This is a genomic window from Lachnoclostridium phocaeense (assembly GCF_959599685.1).
Classification (GTDB): Bacteria; Bacillota; Clostridia; order Lachnospirales; family Lachnospiraceae; genus Claveliimonas; species Claveliimonas monacensis.
In genome coordinates, this window is record NZ_CAUGIN010000005.1 from 1 (window position 1) to 19831 (window position 19831).

Sequence of the window (19831 nt, forward strand, 5' to 3'; positions counted from 1 at the left end):
GTCTATCTCTTGTTTTCGGTTGCTTGCTTCCTTACCGTACATGAGCATTGGCGCCGGTCATATAAAGACCAAGTTCTTCCACTGTCACTTCATCCGGCTTGAATTCCCCGACCACTCTTCCTTCGTACATCACCAGGATCCGATCCGGCACATCCATAACTTCGTCCAGCTCCAGGCTGACCAGGAGGACTGCCTTGCCCGCATCCCGCTGCTGGATGAGCTGCTTATGGATGAATTCAATGGCTCCGATGTCAACGCCCCGCGTCGGCTGCACCGCGATCAGAAGATCAGGATCTTTATCGATCTCCCTTGCGATAATAGCCTTCTGCTGGTTGCCTCCGGACATGGACCGCACCATCGTGGCTGCCCCCTGTCCGGAGCGGACATCGTACTTTTCGATCAGGCGGTCTGCATATTCTCTGATCTCTTTTCTCTTTAACAACCCAAACCGGCTTGTAAACTGCGGCTCAAAATATTTCTGAAGGACCATGTTGTCTTCCAGGGTATAATCAAGGATCAGTCCGTGCTTGTGGCGGTCCTCCGGAATGTGGCTCATGCCGGATGTGGAGCGCTCCCGGATCGAAGCTTTCGTGATATCCTTCCCATTCATATGGATGCTTCCGCTCTTTGCCGGTTCCAGCCCTGAAAGTCCGTAGACCAGCTCCGTCTGCCCATTGCCGTCGATCCCCGTGACACAGACGATCTCGCCTCTGCGCACCTGGAAACTGACATCCTGCACCGCGTCCTTTTTGTTCTGTCCCGCAATGGTCAGGTTCTTTACATCCAGCACCACCTCTCCCGGCTGGGCTGGCTTTTTCTCCACCTTAAAGGAAACATTTCTCCCTACCATCATGGCGGAAAGTTTCTCCGGCGTGGTATCTTTTGTCTCCACCGTGCCCACGTATTTTCCTTTCCTTAAGACTGTGCAGCGGTCGGACACTTCCATGATCTCGTTGAGCTTATGGGAAATAAAGAGGATGCTCTTCCCTTCTTTTGCAAGTCCCTTCATGATCTGCATCAGCTCCTCGATCTCCTGCACGGTCAGCACGGCCGTGGGCTCGTCAAAAATCAGGATCTCGTTGTCCCGGTACAGCATTTTTAAAATTTCCGTTCTCTGCTGCATGCCCACTGTGATGTTCTCCACCTTGGCGTCCGGGTCGATCTGCAGGTGATAGCGGTTTGACAGTTCCATCACCTTTTTTCTGGCTTCATCTTTTTTCAGGAATCCCCCCTGGACCGGCTCCGCCCCCAGTATGATATTGTCCAGTACGGAAAAGCATTCCACCAGCTTGAAGTGCTGGTGCACCATTCCTATGCCCAGTGCATTGGCATCATTGGGATTTTTAATCTCTACTTTTTTCCCGTCTTTGCGGATTTCTCCTTCCTCCGCCTGGTACAGCCCAAACAAAACGCTCATCAGTGTGGATTTTCCCGCTCCATTTTCTCCAAGGAGCGCATGGATCTCACCCTTTTTCAGCTGGAGCGTAATGTCATCGTTGGCCACAATCCCGGGAAATTTCTTGGTTATGTGCAGCATTTCCACCGCATATTCTCCCATTTTCGTTTCCTCCTTCCGGTATCTCTTACATGATCGATCCTTGTCTTTCGTTTACCTGGACAGATACTTCCGGCATCTGTTCCGTAGAATTGTCGATGGTGATCTCCCCGTCAAAGATCTTCTGCACCAGCTCATGGTAATCGTCCACTGTAAAGCTCTCGTTCCACTGCGTCGTATCCTCCGGAAGACCCACGTAATTGACATCCATGTCCGTTCCCGACACCAGCCCCAGGTTTTCAATCTTTCCTACATGTTCGCTCCATGTGCCTGTCACAATGATGGAATCCAGCATCGCCCTTACAGTGGCCCCCAGGCCTTTCATGGCTGACGTCACGGTCATGCCTTCTCCATATGCGTCAATGATGGGAGACTGGTCGCTGTCCACACCGATCATCTTTCCGTCCACTTTCGCAGCCGCCTCCGCTGCCGATGTAAAGATACCGCCGCCGCAGGCAAAGACGATCTCTGTTCCCTGGCTGTACCACGTATCCATCGCCGCAGTCACCTCTGTAGACCCGTAGAACTGCCCGCCGTACGCGTATTCGACCTGGATCTGGTCCACAACGCCCAGCTCCTCTGCGGCATCGTTGATCCCCTGCACATAGCCGAATCCGTAGCGCATGACCGCCGGCACTGCCTGGCCTCCCAGGAATCCCAGTTTTCTGTAGCCAAGCTTCACTGCCGCGTACCCCGCCATATAACCAGGGATCTCTTCCTGATACACGGCGCAGTATGTATTGTCCACGTTGTAGTAGTCTGCTGCCTCGTAGGCATCTGGGTTCTCATAGTACTTGTTCCCGACCGCCGCCGCGATGATGTCCCCGGCTGTCATATCCAGCGCGATAAACTTGACATCCGGATACTTGTAAGTGACTTCCACAAGGGCCGGGGCGAAAATGTAGCCCGGCATAACGATGATGTTATAGCCTTCCGCCACAGCCACGTCGATCATGGCGATCCGGGCATAGTCTGTGTCCCCGTCCGGCTTTTTGTATGTGAAGTCAATGTTGTTTTCCGTACAGTATGCATTACATGCTTCGTAGGTTGTCTGGTTAAAGGACTGATCCGTGATGTCCCCGCTGTCCGTGATCATTGCCACGCGGTAGTCGGAATCACTGGTACTCTCGCCCGCTCCCGACGGCCCACAGCCGATCAGAGAGACTGCCATGCAGGCTGCCAGAAGTAAAGCGGCAAGCTTTTTCACTCTTTTCATGTCTTCTTTTCCTCCTTTTCTCTTACAGGATCCTGTTTATTTCAAACAGGAAAGCAGGGATGTTCCGATCGTCTCCTCCGGCATGGACAGTCCAAAATTGTCCAAGATCGTTGCACCGATCACCGCAAAAGTGTCCTGCTCCGGCAGCATTCCATTTCCCTCCATGGATCTGGAGTACGCAAGGAACGGCACTTTCTCCCTGGTGTGGTCGGTGCCCGTGTAAGTCGGGTCATTCCCGTGGTCCGCCGTAATGATCAGAAGATCGTCTTCTCTTAACTTTTCCATGAAAACCGCAAGCTTCTCATCAAACTTCTCCAGTTCTTCTGCATAGCCTTCCGGATTTCTTCTGTGTCCCCACTTTGCATCAAAATCCACCAGATTGACAAAGCAAAGCCCTCGGAAATCTTTATCCGCAAGCTCGATGGTCTGCTCCATCCCGTGTACAGAAGACTGGGATTTATACGCTTCCGTGATCCCTTCCCCGTCGAAAATATCCTTGATCTTTCCCACAGAGATCACATCCAGCCCACTGTCCTTAAGGACATTCAGCGCTGTCCTCACCGGCGGCTTCAGGGCGTAGTCGTGGCGGTTGCTGGTCCGCTCAAACTCCCCTCGCTTCTTTCCCACATAGGGCCTTGCAATGACTCTTCCGACTCTCCACTCCTCCTTCATTGTCAGCTCCCTTGCGATCTCACAGCAGCGGTACAGCTCCTGCAGGTCAAAGGTCTCCTCATTTCCGCAAATCTGGAGAACCGAGTCCGCCGACGTGTAGACGATCATATGTCCGGTGGAAATCTCTTCCTCCCCCAGCTCCTCAATGATCTCTGTCCCGCTGGCGCTCTTATTTCCAATGACCTTATGTCCGGTCCTCTTTTCCAGCTCCTCGATCAGTTCCTTTGGAAATCCGTGTTCCGTGAAGGTCTTAAATGGCTTTTTTGTTTCCACGCCCATGATCTCCCAGTGCCCGGTCATGGTATCCTTGCCGTTGCTCCTCTCTCTGAGGGCTGCCTGGTATCCAAGCGGCTCCTCCAGCGCCGGCACCTGGCGCAGATGGGTCAGATTGGCTATGCCCAGCTTCTGGAGCGCAGGGATCCGGAACGTATCCACAGATTCGGAAATGTGTCCCAGCGTATTGACCCCTACGTCTCCGAACTTTTCCCCGTCCGGCATAGCGCCGATCCCCAGGGAATCTATCACTATTACAAATACCCTTTTTGCCTGTTTCATATTCTGCCTACCTTTCTTCCAGATTGCCCGGGCCAAATCCCTGGGGCATCAGATCTTTCAACTTGTAAATCCGATAATCGTCTTTTCCCTTTGCCAGAATGATCTGAAACTCCTCCGGCTGGCAGAATTCCATCATCACCTGTCTGCACACGCCGCAGGGAGGTGTATAATCCACAATTCTGCCCTCCGGTCCGCCTACAATGCAGATTGCTTCAAATTCCCGTACACCTTCGCTGACAGCCTTGAAGATAGCTGTCCGCTCAGCGCAGTTGGTGGGCGTATACGCCGCGTTCTCAATGTTGCACCCCGTATAGACCCGGCCGTTTTTTGCGAGCAGGGCCGCTCCGACTTTGAAGTGAGAATAGGGGGTGTAAGAGAAGGCAAGCTGTGCGGCAGCCGTCTCGATCAGTTCCTGGATCTTTGTCTCCGTCATTGTATTTCCTCCTTTTATCTGCCTGCCTTCTTGTCTCTATCGATCAGCTTCCGGAGGGCTCCAACCGCCACCCGAATTGCCATGTCTGTATCGTGTACCACCGGATTTTCCAGTCCTTCTTTTTCCCGCTCCTGGTTGGCCACAACGAGGAAGCAGGATCCTGCCCGCACTCGCAAGTGGCTGGCCACCACAAAGAGGGCAGCGGATTCCATCTCAGATGCCAGGCATCCCAGCCGTTTCCATGCCTCCCACTTGTTCAGCAGCTCATAGCTGACGGGCATCCTCTCCGGAGAGTGCTGTCCGTAGAAGGAGTCTTTACACTGCACCACGCCCACATGATAAGGCGCTCCCATGTCTTCGGCTGACTCCATCAGCGCATTGACCACACCGATATCTGCCACTGCCGGGAACTCGATGGGCGCGTATTCCCGGCTCGTTCCCTCCATGCGGATGGCTCCGTTTGCGATCACCACGTCGCCGCTTTTCACCTCCAGCTGCATGCCGCCGCAGGTTCCGATCCGGATGAAAGTATCCGCCCCAGACATCACCAGTTCCTCCATAGCAATGGATGCGGAAGGTCCTCCTATTCCGGTGGATGTGACGCTCACCTTCACACCGTCCAGATAACCGGTGTAGGTCACATACTCCCTGTTATCCGCCACCAGGACCGGATCATCAAAGTATTTTGCGATCTTGGCGCACCGCTTCGGGTCCCCCGGCAGGATCACATAACGTCCCACATCTCCTTCACCCACTTGAATATGATACTGCTTGCTTGCGTCTTCTGAATAATTCATAACCATACCTCACTTTCCCTGCTGCCTGTCACACGGACAGCCATCTTTCTCATTCTCCGCTCCAGCCAGGCAAATTGTCCTTGCATTTGTCTTTCTATCTGCATCTTAACCGCATTTTTTTATTCCAAAAAGGACTCCAGTCCCTTTTTGTTGATTTATGGGATTTTACACAATTTTTACATGTACTTTTTGTGTATTTTTCCCATTTCTCTGTCAGAAGGCACGAGGTCTTTGATTATATGTTTTACAAAAACAGGAGGAAGCACACAAAAAAAGAGCCGAAAGATCACAAGTTTTGTTTCTTTCTGCTCGGTGGGGGAGGGGGATTGGGCGGGGATGAGGTGATATGTAGTGCAATGAAAATGGAAAAGAGCTGTAAAGCCCGGTGAAATGGGGTTTTACAGCTCAGTTGAAACTATTCGAATTCGGCGTGTTCTTCGTTGTTCTTAACTGTATTTGTTTAAGCTTCGTGTAGATACACGCCATTTTTTACTTCAATTACATCATTTATTCTGACTCGCTGATTTTCTTTCTTTCTGCGTATTATAACATCAAATTAACATCAGCTGTTCAGAAAAACACCTGCAAACGGCGTAAAACCGTTATTTTCCTCAACCTGCAACCAATTCAAACTCCTCGGCGGATGACTTGAACTGACTTCTTTTCTTTGATTTTTAATGGATTTATTATCCATATTCTTCAAAAAATGCTTTCGTGTTTGTATCAGTCCAAATTTTTAGAGCCAAAATAGAGTCAAATATCCCCCTATTCAAATCCGAATATGTAAATCTTTTAATTATTTGATATATCCATATTATCCTGCCTATACGAGCTAATGTTATCATTTTATTATCGGTGTTGATAACACTTGCTCTGTAACTGCGGATAATAGCTATATGTTTCGTGCTAAATCATAAATGTATTTCTCAAACTTTTTTATTTAATAAAATTTTCAACCTGTTGCAGTAACATATTCCAATCTGTTCCCGTGACTGCTCCAGCGGCAAGCGTTACTGCAAGCTTCATGGAGAAATCGCCTACAAACTTTTTGATTCCTACAAGAGCCTTTCCTATACGATTCTTTTTCGGAGCATCGCTTTTCAACTGCTCTTGAATCATTTCCAAATCATCTTTCACATTCTCGATTTCTTCTGAGTCAACTCCCTGTATCTCAGGCAGTGATGCAAGCAATTTGTCAATCAAAGTAATCATAGAACTTATATCATTTGTAGTGTTGTAAGTATTTATCACTCCACTATTCTGTTGGCTTGCCAAGCCATTAACAGTTTCAATATTTTGAATATATGTATTTCCACTCATGGTCTTTTCCTCCTCGTCACAAATAATCATTTCCATCGAAAGGTAGTCATTTATAAAATCTATAAGGGGTTTAAACGCCATATCAAGGAAACTTTGAATATTATCATTTACTTTTTTACTCGACCAACAATATCGCATTGCCTGTCCACGCACATTTACCTTATCCTCATTGTTTATGAACAAAAGATAATCATACTGTGCCTTAATATGACACGCTTCATCTTCAGGCGGATTAAAACCCGCCCATCCTGAACAACCTATATCGTAGCATTTCTTAAAATCATAATCGACACCTGAGATTTTATCTTTAATGAATCCTGATATTAACTCATTTCCATCTATGAATTTGAGGAAACGAGAAAGATTTATATCTGCTGTGTCATCAGTGCTATTGAGCAGATTACTTGATAACCTGCGAAATTCTAAACTCAGTTTTCTTAATTCTAATCTGTTCATATATCCACCCCACAATACGGACAAAATATCTTTGCCTCTCCGGCACAATAAAGCACCTTAACTCTGCGACCGCAACATGAACAAGTAAACTCTGTTTCCGTGGTGTCCTTATCCTTCAATTCTTTTGTTGCAACCTTTTTCAATGGCTTAAAATCCATTTTTATCAAACCTTTTGAGCGATTAACCGACCTCTGCATTTTCTTGAATGACTTATTTAATTCCTCTACCATATGGTTATAAGCTATCACTTGTGCCTGCTCAATTACATCTGATGACAGAAATTCATTTTTCTCTTTTGCCAGACCGCAGTATGGGCAAAACAGTTCTTCAAAAGGTTCATCGTCATTCTGATATTCTCCAGCTTGCAACTTAAATTCCGAGTCGCAATAGGGACATTCAAAGGTTACATATCCTTCGCTATCTCCCTGAATGGTTATTGTAAAATTTTCTGTTGACAAGTCCTGCGCCTCCTATTTTTAACTTTCTCTCAATACAATTTAGTTCTGTCGTACTTATTTTAACCCAACCATCAAGACAAGGATTTATAAGTATTTAAACTAATCCCTTTAGCATCTGAAATTTCCATTTCTTAATTATTCTTTCCTGAATCTTCAATTAAATTTTGCTTCAATGCTTCAATCGTTTTCTGATTCTTTTTAAGAATTTCAAGCTGTCTATAGGCTTTTTCCCTTAATATTTTCAGTCTTTCGATTTTAGGCACTTCCTGTCTTATCAGATCAGCATTAGTATCTTCCAGATTAATAAGCACAACCAATTCTTCCGCCGAAGCGAAATCTCTGATATTCGGTATTTTTCCGCTTATTCCTTTTTCGTTTCTCCATTGCGCCGCCGTTTTCCCAAACAAAGCCATATTTAAAATATCTGCTTCTGAAGCATATGTATATGCCATCTCCTGCGGAGACAATGTTGGTGTTATCAGAAATTCCTTTACCGCATCTGTATGAATACGATAATTTATTTTTGATAGTTCTCTCTTTGCATCCCATCCAATCGCTAATCTGTTTGCTTCGTCTTTCTTCAATCGCTGATAATCCTTGATAATATAAAGTTTAAATTCTGGAGAAATCCACGAAGCAAACTCAAATGCAATATCTGTATGAGCATAAGTTCCGCCATACCGTCCTGATTTTGATACGATACCGATTGCGTCCGTTGCTTTTATCCATTGCTGCGGCGTCAGCGTAAACGCATTATCTCCCGACTCCGCTTTTAACCTATCGAATTCGATAGGTTTAAAATTGGGATTGTGAATTTGTTCCCACAAGCCCAAAAATGAAATCGTAGAATGGTTACGCATCCAGTTCGCCACCACGATAAATGCATTATCTGGATTTTTATATTTTGCAATATCAGTCAGCGAAATATAAGCATCCTCATTAGCAACATCTCCCATTACTCTGATTTCTGTTCCATTAGCGTCTATTTTCATATTCCTCATAGAATCTTTTTTCTCCCTTTTACCAGCATTTTTCTTAATAAAAACTGAAAAAGCCTATTTCATTCTATTAGTATTTATCTGTCTTTTTACACTAAAAACTATCGTTTCTTATTACCCGTAATATTCATGCCTTGAGAAATTTGTTTTTTAACCTCTGGCATCTTCATTGCCTCTGAAATAAGTGTATTCATCATATCACTGCCCAATTGATTTTCAAATTGTTTTTGTTGTAATTCCAATTGATGTTTATGCTCCAACTCTAATTTATCAATTTCCAATTTATGCATTTCTTTTTCATTTTCCAAATCCAACTCATAACTTTTTTCGAGTTTCATAATATCTTCTTTACTCTGTCTTCTCGCAACTGCATAGCTTGTAAATCCAGAAATCAAAGCACAAACTACTGATACTATGTACGGTAAATAATTTTCCATGCAAAATCACCTCGTATCACAAATATTTTTTAGAAACATAGGAGCAGATCACCTGCCCCTATGCTTCTCTTTCCTTTTCTGCTGTTTCAGTTCAAACTGCCGCTGTTTCTCTGCCTCCCGTTGTTCCCGGCTCACAGTCTTGCGCTCAGTTTTCAACTGCTCCTGCTGCAATTTCAAAGCCTGTTGCGATTTTGTACCTATTCCAGTATTCTGTACCTGTTTTCGTACTTCTCGCTGTATCCGTTTTGGGTTACGCCCAGTCTCCTTTACATCAGTTGCCACAGCCGGACTAAATCTTAGCTGATAGTAATTTTTCAAGACAAAATCATACACCTCATAGTCTTTAGGTTCCGCACCAAACGTAACCTTGCATACAGAGAGCTTTCCATCCGATATACATTCAAAAACGCCTGCCCAGAATGGATTTTCATAAAATACTGTCAATCTGCCTGATACTTTGTCCATGACAATTCCTCCTTAAATGATTGTGATGAACAAAGAAGGGACGACCCTAAGGAGGGAGGGTTACTTACACCAGACGGTGCGGCCGGGCTACCTACCGGCTCTATAAGAGATTATCTCTTACGTTGCGTTTTTATCTTTGCTCTTTGATTTTACCACATAATCGACTTATTATCCACAAGAACCGAACCCTGAAAGCAATCTAAATGTTTCTTCATCTTTCCCCTCTGTCTATCTTCCTTTTCTGCCTCTGCTTTTGCATTCTCTGCACTTCTTCCAGTCTTTTCTCCTTCTGAATAATCGTTTCAACTGTATCTCGTCCTAATGCCCGTTCTACCCTGCCAAAATCTCCAAGACGTTCCCTCAGATTTCTGTTTTCATTCCAGAGTTCTTCTACACGTGCAGTAAGAGAATTAACTTTACTCCACGCCCTCTCATAAGATTTCTGCATATCACTGAATCTTCTGGAAAGATCCAGATAAGCCCGATAAACAGACCGCAACACCGCCACGATCTTCTTAATCAGCGGCTTTACTTTCTTTTCTCGGTAGGATTTCCCCGTTTCCAGCGTTCCCGCCTCTGGAAGCACTTCCTCTGGATTGGCAGAATATTTCTCTGCGAACCGCTCCATATCTTTTACCATAGGCGCAATTTCCGTCAACTTTTTCTCATATTGTAACGCCTTTCTCTTTGCCTGTTCTGCCTGCTTATCGGCTTCTTCCCGGTTTTCCTGCGCCGAAAATATATCATGCTCAATATTCTCCAACTGGTCAAGCCATTTTTCATTGACTTCCTGCATAGTAGCGTTATGCACCTCCAACTCAGTTTTTTGTTTTTCGAGCGCAGCCACCTCCTTTGCCCTCTCCTGCTTTTCAAAATCCAACAAGGACAAATGCTTTTCATGTGTGCCTTTCTGTTCCCACTCAATCCGATGTTCCAGCATAATTGCGGCAAGTTGCTGCTTTTCAGCCGATACCCATTGATTTAATTCCGCTTCCCTTCTCGTACCGCCTTTAAAACCAAGGGCTGTCAACGCCTGTTTTAGAGACACCCTTGTATCAAGCCCCGTTTGCTTCCTGTAATATAAAGCACGAAATCTATGTGCAAATGTGGCGTTGCCTCGTCCATGTGTAGATGAGCCGAGAACACTCTTAATGTGGGATTTCTTCTCTGGAAATCCTGCATATATTCGTCCAGTATCTTTGCCGCAAGCTGTCCTTCTTCTGTTTCCGCTCCCATTGTATCCTTATCCCCGATCTGCAGGATAACTTCATGGAATGGCCTTTCTTGTTTTCCAGAGCGGATTTTTTCGTAATAATCGTCAATCCGACGGTCATTCCTTGTCTGTTTTTCATTATAACGGGCTAACGCTTCATCAAATAAATCGTGATAGGCATCTCGGATATTTTCGTTGCAGTATTCCACATTCAGATAACTTCTCTCTGGATCTGTATTTTTCGCATGGGATTTCCTGCTGTTATGGTTGACAGAACCTTTCCCTGTCATAAAACTGATTGTTCTCTTCAATAATTTTCTTCTCTCCCTTTTCGGGCAGTAATCAGCGCCGAATACAGCGCAAGGCTTTGTTACTTTCGCCGCAATCGCTTTTCGTATTGCGGATACCATATTTGCCACTGTACTTTCCTCCCATCCTGCAAGCCATACCAACGTCCGCATTTCTCTTTTTGTCAGATCTACATCCCCAAAGATTTCATTGAGCATAGCAATCTGTCTCGTTTCTATCTCATAAAAATTAAGGTTTACATTCCGTGATGCACGTTCCAGTTGAATAATCATATACCTCCTCCTTCTGCCTTGTCTGATATCACAGGAGCGTGACACGCTCCTGTCTCATATCATCAAAGAAACCATTACCAGCGAAAGCTGTCAGGTATTCCCTTCCTATCCAGATATTCCTTCCTGAATTTTTCCCTTTCAGCCTCTGTCGATGCAGTCTTAGATTTTTCATACAGTTCATGCAATACCATCGCATCTAATTTCTTCTCCAATCCTATCCTTATCTCATCCACATTGCTGTCGCCCTCCATCAGATGATAGTGGATCAGCAGCACAAACAATTCCTGTAGTATCTGTACCTGTTTCATCCAAACCTCCTTTCAAGGTGGCAACATTACCTGTTCCTAAAGAAATGGTAATCTTGCCATGTTGATTTATTGTTCCGGCAATACCCACGACCAGTGTCCGCCGGATTTTATCGACTGAACACCTAGAGCCTTCTTCGCATTCCAAAGCGTTTTCCATTTAACGCCACGGCTTTCTGACTCTTTAAGGATGTCATTCTGTTCAACTGCCCCATCCGTCAATATCTCAAGCAGGAACTCTTTCGCCTCTTTTATCTTCTGTTCACGGTTATTGCCACTCAGCAGATTATCTGCACTGATGTCATATTCCCCGATCCATTCAAATCCGTTCTCTTTGTCCAATCGGAAATCGATTGATTTTCCCTCTGGTGCAAGGGAGCTTTTAGCGGAAGCTAATAACATTAGTACGCAGTCTATAAGCCGGCAAAAATATTTCAAAAAGAAAACCGCTGACGATTTGAAATATTACTTGAACATGCAGAAACATATTTTTGAGCAAGCAGCATAAAGACGACAAAAGCCCTTAGCTATGAGTTTCGTACCCACAGCTAAGGGCTTTATAATATAGATTTATTTGTTGCAAAGCCGCTTGTTAACCATTCTCCAATCATAAAACCACTGGATTACAAGAATAATGGCTCCTGTATGGCTGTTATCAAATTGTTATCAAAAGGCCTCTTGAAGCGCCGCAAACCTGCATAAACACTGGTTTTTTACGGTGTTTCGTTTTATTCAAACTCCCCAAAGTCATTGTGCGATTGTGGTATTTCTGACGGATTTTTTGCAATTCTCGTATCCATATTATACTGTTTTTTAGGGGTATTTTGAGTACCCACAGGTTTTAGTACCATAATAGTTCCACAATTCCTTTTAATATTAACTATTGATTGTTATTAACATCTCCTCAGCCACTTTCCTAAATTCATCAACATAAGCATTTGACAGCATTTTATTAGTCACATGACCGCTAAAGCTAATGTTGTTCAAAGAACTATCAAAAGCATATTTTTCTCCTTCTTCAGCCTTTAGTGTTGTAGTAAAAATAATCTGATTATCTAATTCTTTAAATTCATTAAGTACCTTGTTTTCTCGTTCCGTTGATAAATCTTCTGCTCTAAAAGAATCCACAATTATGGGATAATCATGTTTTAAAATTTTTCCAAATGCATACATTCTCGCCAAATGAAATTCTGTTGCTTCACTTCCAGAATAAATTTTATCTCTCGTTGTAAAAATATCAGCATATGGTTCTGTACCTGCCGAATCAACTTTGGAATAAAATCCATTCATAGTATTTATTATACCATTTAAAAGATTTTTTATCTTTTTCTCTATATCTTCTGATATAGCACTTTTCATTTCTAACTGTCCTGAAAGTTCTTGTACTTCCGTGTCAATCTCTTTTATGCGATCATCTGCATTTCTTGCGCCTTCCATTTCCTGTCTAATTACTAATAAAGCCTCGATTGGAATATCTTCGGTTTCCATACAAGCGTCCAATTCTTTTTGGCATAATGAAATTTCATTAGTTAATCGTGTAATTTCTTCATTATAAATATCTATTTTTTCTTGTACGGAATTCAATATTTGAGTACGCATTTTTGAAGTTGAAATATCAAATGAAAATTCTGAGTCAGCACTCTCATATGCTATATGTGTCGATCCACAATCCATACATGAAATTTGTCCCGTCTTCATTGTTCTGTTTAAAGAGCGTAACTCTTTCAATGCTATTTCATTTTTTGTTCTTCGTGAAACTGCATTACTTCTTTCTTTTTTCAAATTGACCAGCTTATTCTTAATTCTTTCAACTTCCTTTAGCATTCCCTCCAATGCAGCCCTATCATTTGTAGAGCTTAAAAACTCAAGTGCTAAATTCTTTTTTAAAATTTTATTTTCCTTCAATAAAATATCTCTTTCATTTTTAAGTTCTTTTATTTTTTTCTTTGCCTTTTCTATATCTTCTATAGGTGCTGCATCCCCATTAATACCTGCCATCGAATAAATTAATTTATAAAAATCTTCTTTTTTATAAAATCCTTTATTTACGATATCATATGTTACTTTTTTATCTTGTCCCACAAAAAATATTTGTACTAACAGCTCAGGATCAACAATTTTATAAATATTTTCTTTTTTATAATAGGTAATTTCTGTATGTTTTTATTCCAATACCGTTTAAACTCAGCAGTATTATCGAAGACAGTATACTCTTCATCTTTTCTTATGACAAAATTCTTATTCTTTCTACAGATTTTAATTAGCTTATCATCTTGTTCTATGTAGAGAATGAAATAATAATTTTCATAATCAAAAGCTGACGGGAAAGCTGGAATGTTTCCCAAGCAATACATAATTGCCTGAATAACTATAGTTTTTCCTTTATTATTGTCATCACTAGAAATAATGTTCAAGCCTTCTTTAAATTCCTTATTTATATATGCTTCTTCAGAATTCCCAATGTATACAGCTCTTATAATCATAGACTAATACCATCCTTTATAACTGAAACAAAATATTTAAGTGATAGTACATCAAAATCTAAGCAACGCCCAATGATTAGCTTATCTAATTTCCTATACAGTTCTTCAACTTTATCCGTAGGATTTTCTAAAATCGTTTGATATATATTTTCAAATAATTTCCAAAAATCTTCTTGGCAGTTTGTATTAAAAAGCGCCCTTGATAAATCTAGCTGGCAGTCTTCCAATAAGTTTTTTCTTTTTTCCTCTGGAAATTGAACATAAATATCTATAAAAGAATGAGGCACTTTAGCGCCTATAACGTCCTGGTTTAAAATTCGATTCAAAACCAATAACCGGATTTCTGTAGTAGTTAGGTGCCTACCATAATTTAATGCCTCATCAGGTGCAACTAATGTCACTCCCTCAACAACACTTGCATTTTTCTTTCCCGACTGAGCATCTCGAATTTCATTAAAAATAGCGACTAATGTATCTTCTGATGGAATAATGGTTGGATTCAGTTTTATAATCTTCTTTACATATTCGCTTTTGCTCTGATCATCAATAACAAAATAAACCTTTTTGAGAAATTGATCAATCTTCGTATCATCTATATCATTATCGTCTATATATGTCTTTTTCTTACATTCATCTCTGAGTCCATTTATTAGTTTTGGTTTTGCTGTTGATTTTATATTATCAATTCCAAAGCGTGTAAGTGTATCATCTATTCTTAACGAACTACTAACGCCACCCAAAAAAATTATGTAATATGCAAACTCAAATTCGCTTACAAAATTTTTATATAAAGTCACTAACTCCGTTCCTATAATATACGGTGATGGCTGTTTATCTCCCTTAGATTGCAAATCCCATAGTTTATCACCCATCTTATTCATTCCAGTCAGATCATTAAAAAAGTCCACAACAAAGAAGAATATTTCATCGCTATCGTCCCTGAAATTCATAAGATATAGTAGTGCTTTAGTTTCCGTGTCCGCTGCCGATGGTCGCAAACGTTCAGAAGATTTAACAGTATAGGCCATACTGATCTCCTCCTACAACTTTAACTTTCGTTATTATAAAGCAATCAGCTTTAAAGATGGATCGTCCAATATCCTTTTCTCCGTGATCCTTCTCGTATAATTATACCATCTTCTGTTAATTTCCTCATCATTCTTTGGACCTTACTTCTTGATAAATCCAATCTTTCTCTAATCTCCGACTGCGTCAGTTCAGGATACTCTAAAAGCAGGTTACACAGCCTTTCTTCTAATTCTGTCAGTCTGTAATTTTCAGCTTCATTTTTTGCCTCACTTTTAGCTTCATTTTCTGAGGCTGAAAAATTCAGATTTTTCAATGTAACAGTAAACTCCACCCGGTCAGAATAGAACACCGGCTCCTTATCTGGTGTGTAGTTCTCTGCACTCCGATAAGCATTTCTTATTTTATTCAACCCACTGCCCTGTCTTTCCATATATCCCAGTCGGCTAAATATATCTGCCAATACCGGATTACGCCTTGTGGATGGAACAGTATCAATATTCCGTTCCTGGATTTTCGTACCGTCCGGCATTCCACCCGGAGAATATACTACAAGCCGATCATCAAATATATCTATATGAACTTCACTTCTGCCTGTGATCGCCGCCACGATGGTGGTGGGGCTGTGCTTGTTGCCAGTATTATTCTGCAAAATCAAAACCGGACGAACGCCGCCTTGCTCACTGCCGAAGCCTACGCCGAAGTCGGCGGAATAGATTTCGCCTCGTTTAATCTCTTTCATAGTTAGCCTCCGTTTAAGTAAAAGGCGGCCGAGTGCTTTTGGGCAAACGACCGCCTTGTGTTTTGTATCAATCGTTCTTGGTTCTGTCCGTATTTGTCCACGACGCCCCGAACAAGGGAACACATCCTCCGGTCATGCATTTGACCTCATTGGAATCCCACCACTCCCAGGATCTCTGCGAGGCGCCCTCATTGGCTGCGACGGCTCACGGCATTTTGTTCATACCGCTTCAACGCTCGGCCTGTGACTGGACGCAAGTATCATTATTGCTTCTGCTTTTCATGGCCTTCGGTGCGGATGCGCCGCACCGTCCGACTCAAAAGGTCGTGTGGCTTATCGGCTTCGCCGACGGCAGAAGGAAGGTAAAGGATGCGCTGTACTATTCGGTTTTCAAAGAACGGGCGGAGGCTATAGAGAAAGCCCCCTCACTTTCCATGCCGAAAAGTTGAGGGGGCTACAACCAAGTTTTTTAATTTTCTAAAAGATTTTTGAGCTTTGCTCTGATTTTTGCGATCCGCTTGCTGATTGCCTGTTGTGATACGCCGTAAATTTCGGCAAGGTCGGTGCCTGAAATATCGGCGTAATAATGGCGGTAGATGAGGAGCTGTTCCTAATCGGTCAGCTTGAGGATGGCTTTCCTGAGCTTGTCCGTCATAATGCTTTCCACTACGGCGTCGCATACATCCGGCTGCTCGGCGATGAGGATGTCCTCGCCGCTGAATTCATCGGTGGTCAGCATATCGTAAGAGAAGTCGCCGTTGTCCGCAGAGCGTTCGTCCAGATATTTCTGTCGACGCTTTGCTCGGTAGAATTCTGCGTAATCCTCTTTGGATACCTCCATAAGCCTGCCGTAGAGAGGCAGGAACAGCTTGTCCGCATATAACGGGCAGATTTGCTCACGGCGACAGAATTCCTCATAGGTCAATTCCGTGTACCCGCCGTTTTCTATGATATAAACCGCTTTGGGTTGGTTTTTCAAGGTTATGTGCCTCCGTTCAATCGTTTTTGGTTGGTTTCAAAAACGATTGATACGGAGGGCTGCGGCAGCCGACAGAGCTGCCGGATTGCCGCTGTTTTAAGGCGTAAAGGCCGCAAAAAGTCAAGCCAAGTAAAATTCCCGTTTTTTCGGTGCTTTTATTGGCGCTTCTCGGATATTGTTTTGAATTCTGTCGACCGGGAAGGTCAAAAAAATATAGGTGTCTGTGTGTCTGCGCAAAGACAGTCTTTGCTATTTCAACACCTGTATCTTTCCTGTGTTATTTCTCATTTCCTACCTTGTCGCCGAAGGACGGCGGAAACGCCGTTTCTTACGGCAAAATCCCATATTTTATGTTTTCAAGCAACGACGCAAGGTACATCGGGTTCACCTCCTGTTCAAGATGGTTTTCTATAAAATAAGAACGACGGCATTTTCGGATTTCTAATGCCTTTAAGTAAATTTTTTGGCGAACTGCCTGTTTTCGCGCTGAAAGGAACGGCATTTTGTCGAGAGAGTAAAGAAAAACGCTCAGCAAGTAATTTCTTGCTGAGCGTCTTAAAATCATGCTGGAGAGTGACTCCGGTTGTCTATTCTTTTTTCAGGAGACATATTTACCGTCACCGACCTTTATCTTTAACCTTTCAATTTTCAATCAGTTTGCGTGACTGCTTTTTGCGAAAGCGAGAAATGTTCACTTCCAGCATATATTCACATCGAGTTTTTTGAAAACGGGCAGTGACAGTCTTTCGGTCACTGCCCGCTTATCATAATGCTATTTCGGGTTTGTCAATGTTATTTAGTGATCCCTTTCTTTTTTCTCTTGTCTGTAACACCCAACACGGTCAGAACACCACCGCTGGCAAACAGCAGAGCGACCAACAGGAACATATTGCTGTTATCGCCGGTCTGGGGGCTTTCTGTTTTCTCAGAAGGCTTGCCAGGCTGTTCGGGCTTGGCTGGGTCAGTCGGGTCTGTAGGGTCTGTAGGAGTAGTGGGGTCGGTGGGCTTTTCGCTGGTTTCAAACGGTGTGTTGGAGCCAAGGATAGCATACTGGCTCAGATGGGTAGTCTCAAATACCAGGAAGTCACCGTCCACCACTGCATCAAAGCGTTCCAGCGGGTCTCCCAGATATACCGCCTGATAGTATTTGTAGCCCTTAAGCTGATTAGTCATCGGGATTTTAACCGTCATGGGGTTATTCTTAACCTCAACGGTCTTGCCGTCGGCATCTTTAACGGTGATTTGGTAAACAGTAAGTAAGCCGGGAAGCTCCTCTTTTAATCCGGGTTTGCTTTCCAAAACGCTATCTGTTGCCATAGTGTCGGCATAAAGTTTAGCACCCTCGGGTACGCCGTTGGTCAGGGAGATGGAAACCCCGGTATCGGAATTGGTCAGATCCTTAATTTTTCCTTCATCACCGGGCGTCGGAGTCGGCTCTACCGGGTCTTTAACGGGCACTGACTTGATTACATCGTTGGTGCAGAAGTAATCGAATGTACCTGTTTTTTTCATAACCTGGCTGTAGCCCTCGGGGATTGCCTTATGATCCGTGGTAAGATTTCTCATACCCTCAACAGGAGCTGCAATTACAGCTTCTTTTTTATCGCCCCAATGATCCACAATCTCCATCTTGTCGGTAAGTCCCTTGTAAACGGAATACCAAGATGTTCCTACTCCGCCTTCAGGAGGATATTCAATCTTATCCGGACCCCAATAGAAGGTTTCGCCGTCTTTTTGAAGTAAGGTCATGTTCATTGTATTTGAAATTTTTGCGTCAACGGTTTTTCCCTCGGGGTCCTTAGTATAGCCCTCGGGCCATGCTACGCCGGCGGTTTTGCTGACAGCTACCGCGAGATATTCATTTCCACTGGCAAGTCCGTCAACCTTTACAAGCTCAAACACATCAGTTTGACCCTCTGAATACTCATTAGCCTCGAAGAAGTAAATGCCGTAGAGTTTGCCGTCATTGTCCTTTGTGGCAAGCTGCCATGTTCTGTTAGCATAACTTTCTTCATCTTCATAAATAACAGTTGCACCCACTGCATATTCGCCTTCCACGCCGGAGTCAGGGGTCATGGTAAGGGCTGCTTCCAGATTGCCTTGGAAGGGAAGGGTTGAGGAGGTAGTAGATACAAAGGCCGCAGAATAAGTGTTTTCACCTGCGCTCTTATACGCTGTCACAGAAGCGTTTGAGCCGACCTTGAGCAGACCCTGTGTTCCCTCAGCCATAAAGCGGATCGCCGCAGTCTGAGATGTTTTGTTTTCATTGATGGTCAGGGAGCCGTCTCCGGTAATTTCCAGATTGCCGCCCCAGCCGAAGCCGTATACAACCAGTTCGGAGATATGGTTGTCTCCCACCAGATGAAGCTTCAGATCATCGCCCATCTCGTTGGCGACAAGGATATTGGTCGGGTTGTTGTAGTTGGTCAGAGTAACGGTGTTGCTCGCCTTATCATAAACAGCACCTGATACATCGTCAATCTGGCCGCTGTTGGCAAAGAGCGTCTGATACCCATCCTCCGAATTACCGAGCCTGAGGTATGCAAAACTGTAGTCCCCGGACGAGGGGCCGTTCGCCGCAAACGCCGGCACAGCCATTCCAACAGCCATACAAAGCGTCAGCAGTCCTGCAAGAAGTTTGCGCTTTAGTTTCATGATTGATTTTTCTCCTTTCAAGATAACATTTATGTGAATACACGGGTTTGATCATTCTTTTTGGTGTGTCACCCCCCCTTTTTCTCGGTGTTCTATGCCATCCGTTCCCCGGTGCGTCGGTTCAGGCAGCCAGGGCGGAACGAATAACCTTCTTTGCCGCAGTTAAAGTTCTTTATGCTTTGGTATTCACCAAAGCATAAAGGAGGGATATCCCTTCTGCGTTTTCAGCTTTCCTGCGTCTCCCATTTGGCGTAGAGATCCATCGGCGCATAGGGCGCTTCCCTGACAGGGCGCTCTTTCAGCTCTTCAAGGATTTTAAGCCCTGTTACCGGGCCGGCGGTGCAGGCTTTATCCCTGTACCAGCCGGTGAATACCTTCTTGTCAAACAGAGTCACTTATCCTTTGGTGCATACCAAAGGATAGAAGGGATATCCCTTCTTGAAAAAGATACCGGCTGCGCCGGGGCGGGCTGTGGTTTTTGCACG

The 19831-nt window shown here is 43.8% G+C and carries 20 protein-coding genes and 1 pseudogene; all 21 read right to left on the bottom strand.

Annotated features, from left to right (window positions below; genetic code table 11):
• Window positions 1-31: 31 nt before the first annotated feature.
• On the bottom strand, window positions 32-1558 hold the full coding sequence (locus Q5911_RS03250; protein WP_303180942.1) for an ABC transporter ATP-binding protein: 1527 nt from the start codon (window positions 1556-1558) through the stop codon (window positions 32-34).
• Between the two features lie 25 nt (window positions 1559-1583).
• A complete protein-coding gene (locus Q5911_RS03255) occupies window positions 1584-2771 on the bottom strand; it encodes a BMP family lipoprotein (protein WP_303180943.1) in 1188 nt (395 codons plus the stop codon).
• Window positions 2772-2807: 36 nt separating this feature from the next.
• Window positions 2808-3998 (bottom strand): phosphopentomutase, encoded by a 1191-nt coding sequence (locus tag Q5911_RS03260; RefSeq protein ID WP_303180946.1) that lies wholly within the window; start codon window positions 3996-3998, stop codon window positions 2808-2810.
• A 7-nt stretch (window positions 3999-4005) separates the two neighbouring features.
• A complete protein-coding gene (gene cdd / locus Q5911_RS03265; RefSeq protein ID WP_076779316.1) occupies window positions 4006-4431 on the bottom strand; it encodes a cytidine deaminase in 426 nt (141 codons plus the stop codon).
• A gap of 14 nt (window positions 4432-4445) precedes the next feature.
• Window positions 4446-5228: a uridine phosphorylase gene (gene udp, locus Q5911_RS03270; protein WP_281725881.1), complete on the bottom strand. Its 783-nt coding sequence runs from the start codon at window positions 5226-5228 to the stop codon at window positions 4446-4448.
• Window positions 5229-6164: 936 nt separating this feature from the next.
• Window positions 6165-7004 carry a hypothetical protein gene (locus Q5911_RS03275; protein ID WP_076779318.1) on the bottom strand — a complete coding sequence of 280 codons (840 nt, stop codon included), beginning with the start codon at window positions 7002-7004 and terminating at the stop codon, window positions 6165-6167.
• On the bottom strand, window positions 7001-7462 hold the full coding sequence (locus tag Q5911_RS03280; RefSeq protein ID WP_076779320.1) for a hypothetical protein: 462 nt from the start codon (window positions 7460-7462) through the stop codon (window positions 7001-7003). The genes Q5911_RS03275 and Q5911_RS03280 overlap by 4 nt, the downstream gene beginning before the upstream one ends.
• A 131-nt stretch (window positions 7463-7593) precedes the next feature.
• Complete coding sequence (locus tag Q5911_RS03285) at window positions 7594-8463, bottom strand: KilA-N domain-containing protein (RefSeq protein ID WP_076779322.1); 870 nt, start codon at window positions 8461-8463, stop codon at window positions 7594-7596.
• Between the two features lie 98 nt (window positions 8464-8561).
• The gene (locus Q5911_RS03290) at window positions 8562-8897 is read right to left on the bottom strand and encodes a hypothetical protein (protein ID WP_076779324.1); all 336 of its coding nucleotides are present in this window, start codon (window positions 8895-8897) and stop codon (window positions 8562-8564) included.
• Between the two features lie 48 nt (window positions 8898-8945).
• On the bottom strand, window positions 8946-9362 hold the full coding sequence (locus tag Q5911_RS03295) for a YjdF family protein (RefSeq protein WP_076779326.1): 417 nt from the start codon (window positions 9360-9362) through the stop codon (window positions 8946-8948).
• A 211-nt stretch (window positions 9363-9573) separates the two neighbouring features.
• Window positions 9574-10865: pseudogene (locus Q5911_RS14905) on the bottom strand (plasmid recombination protein).
• Between the two features lie 365 nt (window positions 10866-11230).
• Window positions 11231-11464, bottom strand: coding sequence for a complexin-2 (locus tag Q5911_RS03305; RefSeq protein WP_076779327.1), 234 nt, complete (start codon window positions 11462-11464; stop codon window positions 11231-11233).
• A 66-nt stretch (window positions 11465-11530) separates the two neighbouring features.
• Window positions 11531-11863: a hypothetical protein gene (locus Q5911_RS03310; protein ID WP_330391168.1), complete on the bottom strand. Its 333-nt coding sequence runs from the start codon at window positions 11861-11863 to the stop codon at window positions 11531-11533.
• Window positions 11864-12337: 474 nt separating this feature from the next.
• Window positions 12338-13543, bottom strand: a complete 1206-nt coding sequence (locus Q5911_RS03315) for a hypothetical protein (protein ID WP_289517583.1) — start codon at window positions 13541-13543, stop codon at window positions 12338-12340.
• A gap of 14 nt (window positions 13544-13557) precedes the next feature.
• Window positions 13558-13944, bottom strand: coding sequence for a hypothetical protein (locus Q5911_RS03320; RefSeq protein ID WP_289517584.1), 387 nt, complete (start codon window positions 13942-13944; stop codon window positions 13558-13560).
• Window positions 13941-14972 (bottom strand): hypothetical protein, encoded by a 1032-nt coding sequence (locus Q5911_RS03325; protein WP_076779332.1) that lies wholly within the window; start codon window positions 14970-14972, stop codon window positions 13941-13943. Before Q5911_RS03325 ends, Q5911_RS03320 begins: the two co-directional genes overlap by 4 nt.
• 50 nt (window positions 14973-15022) lie before the next feature.
• A complete protein-coding gene (locus Q5911_RS15000) occupies window positions 15023-15712 on the bottom strand; it encodes an ATP-binding protein (protein WP_442913471.1) in 690 nt (229 codons plus the stop codon).
• A gap of 469 nt (window positions 15713-16181) precedes the next feature.
• Complete coding sequence (locus tag Q5911_RS15005) at window positions 16182-16310, bottom strand: HTH domain-containing protein (RefSeq protein WP_083582714.1); 129 nt, start codon at window positions 16308-16310, stop codon at window positions 16182-16184.
• 12 nt (window positions 16311-16322) lie between these two features.
• The gene (locus Q5911_RS03340) at window positions 16323-16691 is read right to left on the bottom strand and encodes a sigma-70 family RNA polymerase sigma factor (protein ID WP_303180958.1); all 369 of its coding nucleotides are present in this window, start codon (window positions 16689-16691) and stop codon (window positions 16323-16325) included.
• A gap of 792 nt (window positions 16692-17483) precedes the next feature.
• Entirely contained in the window at window positions 17484-19346 is a 1863-nt protein-coding gene (locus tag Q5911_RS03345; RefSeq protein WP_303180961.1) for an LPXTG cell wall anchor domain-containing protein, read from the bottom strand.
• 224 nt (window positions 19347-19570) lie between these two features.
• On the bottom strand, window positions 19571-19741 hold the full coding sequence (locus Q5911_RS03350) for a hypothetical protein (protein ID WP_157888449.1): 171 nt from the start codon (window positions 19739-19741) through the stop codon (window positions 19571-19573).
• Between the last annotated feature and the right edge of the window lie 90 nt (window positions 19742-19831).

Bases quoted from the DNA above. Each gene is read 5' to 3' on its own strand.
- Q5911_RS03250 (WP_303180942.1), bottom strand. From the start codon at position 1,558: ATGGGAGAATATGCGGTGGAAATGCTGCACATAACCAAGAAATTTCCC.
- Q5911_RS03255 (WP_303180943.1), bottom strand. From the start codon at position 2,771: ATGAAAAGAGTGAAAAAGCTTGCCGCTTTACTTCTGGCAGCCTGCATG.
- Q5911_RS03260 (WP_303180946.1), bottom strand. From the start codon at position 3,998: ATGAAACAGGCAAAAAGGGTATTTGTAATAGTGATAGATTCCCTGGGG.
- cdd (WP_076779316.1), bottom strand. From the start codon at position 4,431: ATGACGGAGACAAAGATCCAGGAACTGATCGAGACGGCTGCCGCACAG.
- udp (WP_281725881.1), bottom strand. From the start codon at position 5,228: ATGAATTATTCAGAAGACGCAAGCAAGCAGTATCATATTCAAGTGGGT.
- Q5911_RS03275 (WP_076779318.1), bottom strand. From the start codon at position 7,004: ATGAACAGATTAGAATTAAGAAAACTGAGTTTAGAATTTCGCAGGTTA.
- Q5911_RS03285 (WP_076779322.1), bottom strand. From the start codon at position 8,463: ATGAGGAATATGAAAATAGACGCTAATGGAACAGAAATCAGAGTAATG.
- Q5911_RS03290 (WP_076779324.1), bottom strand. From the start codon at position 8,897: ATGGAAAATTATTTACCGTACATAGTATCAGTAGTTTGTGCTTTGATT.
- Q5911_RS03295 (WP_076779326.1), bottom strand. From the start codon at position 9,362: ATGGACAAAGTATCAGGCAGATTGACAGTATTTTATGAAAATCCATTC.
- Q5911_RS03305 (WP_076779327.1), bottom strand. From the start codon at position 11,464: ATGAAACAGGTACAGATACTACAGGAATTGTTTGTGCTGCTGATCCAC.
- Q5911_RS03310 (WP_330391168.1), bottom strand. From the start codon at position 11,863: ATGTTATTAGCTTCCGCTAAAAGCTCCCTTGCACCAGAGGGAAAATCA.
- Q5911_RS03320 (WP_289517584.1), bottom strand. From the start codon at position 13,944: ATGATTATAAGAGCTGTATACATTGGGAATTCTGAAGAAGCATATATA.
- Q5911_RS03325 (WP_076779332.1), bottom strand. From the start codon at position 14,972: ATGGCCTATACTGTTAAATCTTCTGAACGTTTGCGACCATCGGCAGCG.
- Q5911_RS15000 (WP_442913471.1), bottom strand. From the start codon at position 15,712: ATGAAAGAGATTAAACGAGGCGAAATCTATTCCGCCGACTTCGGCGTA.
- Q5911_RS03345 (WP_303180961.1), bottom strand. From the start codon at position 19,346: ATGAAACTAAAGCGCAAACTTCTTGCAGGACTGCTGACGCTTTGTATG.